Here is an 8,878-nt window from a genome sequence, read left to right on the forward strand (position 1 = left end):
GCGGGCGTGACCAGCAGCAGCAGCGCCCCGGCCACGCCGCCGGTGGCGGCCAGCAGAGCCTCGCGCCCGAGGCGGCGCGCAGGCAGGCGCGCCAGTTCGGCACGAAAACCCAGCGTGCTGCCCAGATAGCCGGGACAGACCGCCACCGCGCTGGTGGCGTTGGCCGCGATGGGGGGCACACCCACCGCCACCAGGGCCGGAAAGGTCAGAAAGCTGCCCCCGCCGGCGATGGCGTTGAGGGCACCGGCCGCCACGGCGGCTGCGCCCAGCAGCGTCAGCTCCAGCAGTGTCATCGCGCCTTCCTGCCCGTGCAGCCGCGCCCGGCGTTGGCGGGCGTCGGCGGCCGTGTAGGTGCCGCAGGACGGGGCGACGCCGCGTGCGGGGGTGTTTCCGGGACGATCACGTCAGGCCGCGGGCGTGACCCGCGTCACGGCGCGGCCACCACCGGTGCGACCGGTTCGGGTGCCAGCAGCGTGCCCTGGCGCAGTCCTTTGACCGTGGCCAGCAGCAGCGCGGCAATCACCACCGACGCCAGCGCCAGCAACACCACTCCTGCCATCTGCATGGCGGGTAGCGCCAACGCCGAACCCAGGCGCAGCGTCAGCGTGGTGAAGGCCGCCAGCGGAAACGACACCCCCCAAAACGGCAACGCGAAGGGTTGGGCGAAGAAGCGGCGTGCGTGTAGACCGACCCAGGCCAGGATGAACAGACCCAGCCCCCAGACCGCCGCGACGGCCATGGGCGGCGCCTCGAAGCGCAGCAGGCACAGCCCCACCACGGCCGCCGGGGCCAGCGAGATGAACCAGGTCGGGTGCAGCCGCGGCGGAATGGGGCCGTGGGTGAGGCGGCGCGCCACCAGCAGCGCAAATACCACCGGCCAGAAAAACGCCCCAACGCCAAAGTGCACCGCCGACCACACCGGATGGCCCAACGCCACCCCCGCCAGCGGTGCCACCACGTTGCCGACCACCGGAATATAAAGGACCGGCGTGACCCCATTCCACAGCGATTGCGCGTCGGGGGCGTGGGCGACCGTGGGGGCCAGCCAGCGCCCCAGCACCCACACGGTCACCGCCAGCTGACCCAGCGCGCCCACCCACCACAGCCCCCGCGCCAGCGCGGGCGCCAGATCCGTCGCCACCAGCCACGTTGCCACCAGCAGCAGCGACACCGGCGCGGCGGCAACGAATGCATGCCGCACCGGGTGGCGCAGATCTTCGGCCAGTGCCTGCGGGTACAGCTGTACGCGCCACAGCGACGCCAGCGCCAGCACCACAAACACCACCGTGCCCAGAGCACCCAGCGCCAGCGCGGCACCGCCCGCCCAGTCGCCCAGCTGCGGGGTGGCGGCCTGCCAGGCCAGCGCCAGGCCGGTCAGCCCCATGACGAGCGAAAACCAGCCCGGGTGCAGGAACTGCAGCGGCGCCGGGGACGTAGGGGAAGTCATGCCGTCGCTCCTTCGGACGCTGGATGTGCGCGCCTCAGCAGGCCTTGCACGGGATGGCGGACTCGGGCACGCCCAGCTTCTTCAGGATGATGGCCAGCGGACAGAAGTTGGTAAAGCCGAACTGGAACAAGTTCAGACCCACGAACGCGGTGAAGGCGAGGAACCATTCGCTGACGAACAGCGGGCTCGACGGCGCGCCCAGCGCGACGGAGACGAACACAAACAAGCCGGCGATGATGCGGATGTAACGTTCAACGGTCATGGTGAACTCCTTGAATGGGTTGGACAATAGAAAACACCGTCGCCGCCGTGTTCCCAGCCGTGGCCACGGCGGGCACGGGTCCCCAACGGGGATCGGCGCAGCGCGCCACGGGCGAACGGGCCACGACGACATCACACATCAGGCGGTGGCTGCCGCCGCATAGCGGCGACGATACACCACATAGTACAGCACCGGAATGACGACCAGCGTCAGCATGGTGGACACCGCGATGCCGAAGATCAGCGACACCGCCAGGCCGTTGAAGATCGGGTCGTCCAGAATGAAGAACGCGCCCATCATGGCGGCGATGGCGGTCAGCGCGATCGGCTGCGCGCGCACCGCCGCCGACTGCACCACGGCATCGGCAAAGGGCATGCCCTTGGCGGTTTCCTGCTCGATAAAGTCCACCAGCAGGATGGAGTTGCGCACGATGATGCCGGCCAGCGCGATCATGCCAATCATACTGGTGGCGGTGAACTGCGCACCCAGCAGCGCGTGCCCGGGCATGATCCCGATCATGGTCAGCGGAATCGGCACCATGATGATCAGCGGCGTCAGGTAGCTGCGGAACTGTGCCACCACCAGCAGGTAGATCAGCACCAAGCCGACCGCGTAGGCGGCGCCCATGTCGCGGAACGTCTCGTAGGTGATCTGCCACTCGCCGTCCCACTTGATGGCGTACTGGCGCCACGGGTCTTCAGGCTGGCGGATCCAGTACTCGCCCAGGGGGCCGGCATCGGGCAGCGCGGCCTCGGCCAGGCGCGTGCGGATCGCAAACAGCCCGTACAGCGGTGAGTCCGTGCGGCCGGCCATGTCGCCCAGCACATAGACCACCGGCAGCAGATCCTTGCTCAAGCGCGGCTGCTCGATGACGCCATGCTCCACGCGCACCAGCTCCGACAGCGGCACCATGCGGCCGTTGGCGGCCTGCACCGGCAGCGCCAGCAGCGCATCCAGCCCCACTTGCGCTTCGCGCGGCAGCTGCAGCCGCACCGGCACCGCAAACTTGGCGTGGCCGTCGTGCAGCCAGGCCGCATCCGCCCCCGACAGCGCGGTGTAGACGGTCTGCGCGATCACCTGCGCCGGAATGCCCAGCGCCTCGGCGCGCGCGCGCTCGATGCGCAGGAAGGCGCGCGGGGCTTCCTCGCGCAACGTGGTGTCCACGCCCACGATGTCGGGTGTGGCGGCAAACGCCTGCGCCACGCGGCGCGCCAGCTCGGCGCGGCCGGCTTCATCGGGCCCGTAGACCTCGGCCACGATGGGCGACAGCACCGGCGGCCCCGGCGGCACCTCCACCACCTGGATGCGCCCGCCATGCGCCTGGGCGATGGCCTCCAGCTGCGGCCGCAGCCGCTGCGCGATGGCGTGGCTCTTTTCCTGGCGGTGGTGCGCATCGACCAGGTTGACCTGCAGGTCGCCCTGTTCGGCGTCGGCGCGCAGGTAGTACTGGCGCACCAGCCCGTTGAAGGTGATCGGGCTGGCCGTGCCGGCGTAGCCCTGCACGTGCGCCACTTCGGGCTGCTGCGCCAGGAAGGTGGTCATGTCCTGCAGTGCGGCGGCGGTATCTTCCAACGCGCTGCCAGCGGGCATTTGCAGCACCACCTGGAACTCGCTCTTGTTGTCGAACGGCAGCATCTTCAGGATCACCGCCTGCACCACCGCCAGCCCCACCGACAGCACCAGGCCCGCGACCACGCCAGCGGCCAGCAGCCAGCGCTTGCGCGCGCTGTGCAGGAGCGGTGTCAGCGTCCGGGTAAAGAAGGTCTGCAGGCCGCGTGTCAGGCGTGACGGCGCGTGCGCCGCATGCGCGTGCCGTTGGGTCAGGTGCAGCGCCAGCCAGGGTGTTACAGTGAAAGCAATCGCCAGCGAGATGGCCATGCCCATGCTGGCGTTGATGGGGATCGGGCTCATGTAGGGGCCCATCAGCCCGGTGACGAAAGCCATCGGCAGCAGGGCGGCGATCACCGTCAGCGTGGCCAAAATGGTGGGGCCGCCGACCTCATCGACAGCGCGCGGGATGATCTCGCGCAGCGGTGCGTCGGGCGTGAGCTGGCGGTGGCGGTGGATGTTTTCCACCACCACGATGGCGTCGTCCACGAGGATGCCGATCGAGAAAATGAGCGCAAACAGCGACACCCGGTTGAGCGTGAAGCCCCACGCCCAGGAAGCAAACAGCGTTGCCGTCAGCGTCAGGATCACGGCCACACCGACGATGACCGCCTCGCGCCGACCCAGCGCCAGCCCCACCAGCACGATCACGCTGGCGGTGGCAAAAACGAGCTTCTGGATCAGCTTGTTGGCCTTGTCGGCGGCGGTGGCGCCGTAGTCGCGGCTGACCGTGACCTGGATGTCGTGCGGGATGAGGGTGTTGCGCAGGCGCTCGATTTGCTCGCGCGCCGCACGAGCCACATCCACCGCGTTGACGCCGGGCTTCTTGGTGACGATGACGGTAACCGCCGGGTAGGCCTGGCCGACTTGCGCGCCGTCGGGCAGCGCATCACCCGGCCCGGGCGTGTGCCAGACGTAGCGGCGCGGCAGCTGCGCGCCTTCTTCCACCCGCGCCACCTCATGCAAATAAATCGGCTTGCCTTGGTGGACACCAACGACGATGTCGGCCACGTCCTGCGCCGAGCGCAGGAACTCGCCGGTCTCCACCGTCAGCATCGATGGCTCCCCGTCCATCCCGGCGCGTGGGTTGGCGACGCTGCCGGCGGGCAGCGCCTGGTTGGCAGCGGCAATGGCCTGCTGCAGCGTATGCACCGACACGCCACGGGCACGCAGCCGCGCCGGATCCAGCCACACCTGCACCGCTCGGCCGGGGCCGCCGATGGTCTGCACCTCGCGCGTGCCGGGCAGGCGTTTCAGGTCCGACTCCACCGCGTGCGCCACGCGCTCCAGCTCCAGCGCACTGCGCGCGTCCGTCGCCCACAGCGTCGCGGCAAACACCGGCACGTCGTCGATCCCCTTGGGCTTGACGATCGGCGGCAGCACGCCCAGGCCCTGGGGCAGCCAGTCCTGGTTGGCGTTGAGCACGTCGTACAGGCGCACCAGCGCCTCGGTGCGCGGCACGCCCACCTGGAATTGCACCGTCAGCACCGCCACACCCGGGCGCGCGACGCTGTAGGTGTGTTCGATGCCGTGGATTTGCGACAGCACATGCTCGGCCGGTTGCGCCACCATCTTCTCGACGTCTGCGGCCGACGCGCCCGGGAACGGAATGATCACGTTGGCCATCGTGACGTTGATTTGCGGCTCCTCCTCGCGCGGCGTGACCAACACGGCGAACAGGCCCAGCAGCAGCGCCACCAGCGCCAGCAGCGGCGTGATGGCGTTGGCCTGGAACAGGCGCGCCACTGTGCCGGAAAAGCCCAGCCGTTCGGTGGCGGGGGTGTCGTGCGGGGTGGGGTGCGTCATCGCTGCCTCCCGCCGCTTCAGCGCGCCACCGGCTGGGCACCGGCCAGCCCCGCCCGCACCGGGTCGAGCGCCACCCGGTCACCCGGCTGCACGCCCGACAGCACCTCCACCCCATCGGGCCCGAGGTCGGCCCCCAGCCGCACCGCGCGCAGCACGAAGCCACTGGGTGCGCCGCTGGCTGTGGCGACGTAGACCGCGCTCAACTCGCCGCGGCGCAGGATGGCGCGCGCCGGAATGACCAGGCGCTCCTCCTGCCCGCCGACGAAGCGCACCTTGACGGTGTGGCCCGGCACCGCGGCGCCGACGTCCCCGGGGGCCAGCGGCAAGCGCCACTCGATGGTCTGCGCCACCGGGTCGGCAGCCGGCAGCCGCGTCTGGCCCGTAGGCTGCACCCAGCGCCCGTCGGGCAGGCGCACCTCCACGCGTGTGGCGGCCGCCGCCACCGCCGCGCGCGACGCGGGCACCTGCACGGTGGCGCGCAGCGGCTGCGGGGCGTACACGGTCAGCAGCGGTCGGCCGGGCGCGGCCAGGTCGCCCACTTCGGCATGGGTCGCCAGCACGAACCCGTCGTAAGGCGCGGTCACGCGCGTGAAGCCCTGCGCCAACGCGGCCTGCGCCTGCGCGGCGCGCGCCTGCGCCACCGCGGCCTGCGCGGCGTCCGCCTGCGCCTGCGCGGTGTCCAGCGCCGCCTGCGACACGAAGCCCTGCGCGCGCAGCTCGCGCGTGCGCTGCAGGTGGGCCTGCGCGTTGCGCGCTTCGGCCTCGGCCTGCACCACCGCGGCCTGGGCGCGCTGCACGCCGGCGCCGGTTTCACGGTCGTCGATGACGGCCAGCACCTGCCCGGCACGCACGCGGTCACCGGCCTTGACACTGAGCTGGGCGATGCGCCCACTGGCCTGTGCCGATAGCGTGCTTTGCTGCACGGCTTCCAGCACGCCGTCCAGGGTCAGCCCGACGCCGACCCGCTGGCGCGCCACCGTGTGGACTTCGACGCGCGGGGCTTCGGTGGCGTGCGCTGGCGATGCCAGCGACGCGGCGGCGACCCACGCCAGACCCAGCAGCAGCGCGCGCCGGGGGGGCGCCATCGGTGCGGAAAGCGAAATCGGATAAGCGGAAACGGGGGCATGCATAGACAGACTCCTGACTGCCCAATAGTATAGGTCCATACTCCCTGGAGTACAAGAGGCCTGCCGACGGCGGTCGCCCCGTGGCTCATCCGCCGTCGGTGGTGAAAGGCACACGCGCAGCCACCGCGCACAGCAGTTCGTAGGCGATGGTACCGGCGGCCTGCGCCACTTCGTCCGCTGGCAGTACCGCGCCGTGCGCGCTGCGGCCCCACAGCACCACCTCGTCGCCGGGGTGACATGGCCCTGCGCTGGCCTCCACCGGTGTCAGATCCACCGCCAGCATGTCCATGCTGACCCGACCCACCAGGCGCGTGCGCACCCCGCGCACCAGCACCGGGGCGCCATGATCTTGCCCCAGGCTGGCGTGGCGCGGATACCCATCGGCGTATCCGCAAGCGACGATGCCGACGCGCATGGCGTGCGGGGCCACGTAAGCCGAGCCGTAGCCGACGGTCTCGCCCGCCGCGACGTCCTGGATGGCGATCAGCCGGCTGGCCAATGTCATCGTCGGTTGCAGTGCCCAGTGCACCGCGTCGTGGGCGGGGTGGTCGGGCGCGCTGCCGTACAGCGCGATGCCGCAGCGCACCCAGTCCGCAGCCAGCGCCTGGCTGCCGGAGGCGCCCAACCGGGTGCTGAGCGCGTGGCGCAGCGTGGCGGCGCTGTTGCACAGACTGCGCTCGCCGGGCAAGTCAGCCGTGGCAGCGACAAACGCTTCAACCTGGTGCGCGATACCCTCGCGCCCGAAGCGCAGCCCGTCGGCGTCGCTGAAGTGGGTCATCAGGCTCACCTCGGCCACCTGCGGCAGCGCCTGCAGGCGCGCCCAGGCGGCGCGAAACGCTGCCGGCCGAAAGCCCAGCCGGTTCATGCCCGAGTTCATCTTCAGAAATACGCGGTGCGGTTGCTGGGTCTTGTGGGCGGCCAGCCAGTCGATCTGTTCGTTACAGTGCACCACGTGCCACAGGTTCAGCCGCGAGCACAGCTCCAGGTCACGCGGCTCGAAGCACCCTTGCAGCAGCAGGATCGGCCCGCGCCAGTCGAGCGCGCGCAGCCGTTCGGCCTCGGCCAGGTCCAGCAGCGCAAAGCCGTCGGCCGCGCGCAGCGCGGGGTAGACGCGCTCGATGCCGTGACCGTAGGCGTTGGCCTTGACGACGGCCCAGATGCGGGCCGAGCCGGCAGCCGCGCGGCAGCGCTGCAGGTTGTGACGCAGGGCGTCGCGGTGGACGGTGGCGAGAATCGGGCGGGGCATGTGCAACAGGCGCGTGCTATAAACGCGCGCACTTTCGCACAGTTTGCGCCGCTGTCCACGCCGGTCGAGACGTTTTCACTGCCATGAAGCGCGGCTTCTACACCATCATGACGGCGCAGTTCTTCAGCTCGCTGGCCGACAACGCGCTGTTCGTGGTGGCGGTGGAGCTGCTGCGCAGCCGCGGCGCGCCTGAGTGGCAGGCCGCCGCGCTGGTGCCGATGTTCGCGCTGTTCTACGTCGTGCTGGCGCCGTTTGTCGGCGCGTTCGCCGACTCACGCCCCAAGGGCCAGGTGATGTTCATCAGCAACGCGATCAAGGTGGTCGGGTGCCTGCTGATGCTCACGCCCGTGCACCCGCTGCTGGCCTACAGCATCGTCGGGCTGGGGGCGGCGGCGTACTCGCCGGCCAAGTACGGCATTCTCACCGAGCTGCTGCCGCCGTCGCAGCTGGTCAAGGCCAACGGCTGGATCGAGGGTCTGACGATTGCCTCCATCATCTTGGGGGTGGTGCTGGGTGGACAGTTGGTGGGGCCGGTGGTGTCGGGCTGGCTGCGCGCGGTCGATCTGCCCGGCATCGACCTGCTGCACCTGCGCAACGCGGCGGAAGCGGCGATCGTCGCTCTGGTGGGGGTGTACGCGCTGGCGGCGGCGTTCAACCTGCGCATTCCGCGCACCACGGCGCCGCTGCGGCATCTGCCGGCCAACCCGCTGGCGCTGCTGTCGGATTTCTGGCGCAACAACGCGCGCCTGTGGCGTGACCCCCTGGGCCAGATTTCGCTGGCCACCACGACGCTGTTTTGGGGGGTGAGCGGCAATCTGCGCTACATCGTGCTGGCTTGGGCCGCCGCCGCGCTGGGGTACAACACCACCCAGGCGTCGTCGCTGGTGGGGGTGGTGGCCATTGGCACTGCGGTCGGCGCGGTTGTCGCGTCGCTGCGCATGCGGCTGGAGCAGGCCACGCGCATCATGCCGCTGGGCATCGTCATGGGCGCGCTGGTGGTGGTGATGAACCTGATCGACAACGTCTGGGTGGCGGCGCCCTTCCTGATGCTGCTGGGGGCGTTGGGTGGGTTTCTGGTGGTGCCGATGAATGCGCTGCTGCAGCACCGTGGCCACAACCTGATGGGCGCGGGGCGTTCGATTGCGGTGCAGAATTTCAACGAGCAGGCGTGCACCCTGGGGCTGGGTTTTCTGTACAGCACGGCCACGGGTCTAGGGGTGTCGGCGTTCGGCGCCATCGCGGCGTTCGGGACGCTGGTGGCGCTGACCATGTGGGGCATCCAGCGCTGGCACGCGGCCAACCTGCGCCGCTATCCCCACGAGCTCGAGCGCCTGTTCGAAATCGCCCGGCGCGACGACCTGCACGGATGAAGGCGCGTACTG

General features: G+C 70.4%; 7 protein-coding genes. 1 reads left to right on the forward strand and 6 read right to left on the reverse strand.

Features of this window, described 5'->3' with window-relative positions; all coding sequences use genetic code 11:
* The 6 genes from V7Z54_RS07235 to alr form a co-directional block, all read right to left on the reverse strand.
* On the reverse strand, positions 1–293 hold a 293-nt coding region (locus tag V7Z54_RS07235; RefSeq protein WP_334135475.1), incomplete at its 3' end, for a TSUP family transporter.
* A gap of 134 nt (positions 294–427) precedes the next feature.
* On the reverse strand, positions 428–1,447 hold the full coding sequence (locus V7Z54_RS07240; protein ID WP_334135477.1) for an SLAC1 anion channel family protein: 1,020 nt from the start codon (positions 1,445–1,447) through the stop codon (positions 428–430).
* Between the two features lie 34 nt (positions 1,448–1,481).
* Positions 1,482–1,709 carry a YgaP family membrane protein gene (locus V7Z54_RS07245; protein WP_334135479.1) on the reverse strand — a complete coding sequence of 76 codons (228 nt, stop codon included), beginning with the start codon at positions 1,707–1,709 and terminating at the stop codon, positions 1,482–1,484.
* A 138-nt stretch (positions 1,710–1,847) separates the two neighbouring features.
* On the reverse strand, positions 1,848–5,123 hold the full coding sequence (locus V7Z54_RS07250; protein WP_334135481.1) for an efflux RND transporter permease subunit: 3,276 nt from the start codon (positions 5,121–5,123) through the stop codon (positions 1,848–1,850).
* A gap of 17 nt (positions 5,124–5,140) precedes the next feature.
* Positions 5,141–6,208, reverse strand: a complete 1,068-nt coding sequence (locus tag V7Z54_RS07255; RefSeq protein WP_334135482.1) for an efflux RND transporter periplasmic adaptor subunit — start codon at positions 6,206–6,208, stop codon at positions 5,141–5,143.
* 127 nt (positions 6,209–6,335) lie between these two features.
* The gene (alr, locus tag V7Z54_RS07260) at positions 6,336–7,496 is read right to left on the reverse strand and encodes an alanine racemase (protein ID WP_334135483.1); all 1,161 of its coding nucleotides are present in this window, start codon (positions 7,494–7,496) and stop codon (positions 6,336–6,338) included.
* Positions 7,497–7,579: 83 nt separating this feature from the next.
* Here alr and lplT point away from each other — a divergent pair, with 83 nt between their 5' ends.
* On the forward strand, positions 7,580–8,866 hold the full coding sequence (lplT, locus tag V7Z54_RS07265; RefSeq protein WP_334135484.1) for a lysophospholipid transporter LplT: 1,287 nt from the start codon (positions 7,580–7,582) through the stop codon (positions 8,864–8,866).
* Positions 8,867–8,878 lie beyond the last annotated feature (12 nt).

The organism is Tepidimonas sp., from assembly GCF_036824975.1.
In the GTDB taxonomy this organism is placed as follows: domain Bacteria; phylum Pseudomonadota; class Gammaproteobacteria; order Burkholderiales; family Burkholderiaceae_C; genus Tepidimonas.

Excerpts from the sequence above, each read along its gene's own strand:
- V7Z54_RS07240 (WP_334135477.1), bottom strand. The coding sequence starts at position 1,447 with ATGACTTCCCCTACGTCCCCGGCGCCGCTGCAGTTCCTGCACCCGGGC.
- V7Z54_RS07245 (WP_334135479.1), bottom strand. The coding sequence starts at position 1,709 with ATGACCGTTGAACGTTACATCCGCATCATCGCCGGCTTGTTTGTGTTC.
- V7Z54_RS07250 (WP_334135481.1), bottom strand. The coding sequence starts at position 5,123 with ATGACGCACCCCACCCCGCACGACACCCCCGCCACCGAACGGCTGGGC.
- lplT (WP_334135484.1), top strand. The coding sequence starts at position 7,580 with ATGAAGCGCGGCTTCTACACCATCATGACGGCGCAGTTCTTCAGCTCG.
- V7Z54_RS07255 (WP_334135482.1), bottom strand. The coding sequence starts at position 6,208 with ATGGCGCCCCCCCGGCGCGCGCTGCTGCTGGGTCTGGCGTGGGTCGCC.
- alr (WP_334135483.1), bottom strand. The coding sequence starts at position 7,496 with ATGCCCCGCCCGATTCTCGCCACCGTCCACCGCGACGCCCTGCGTCAC.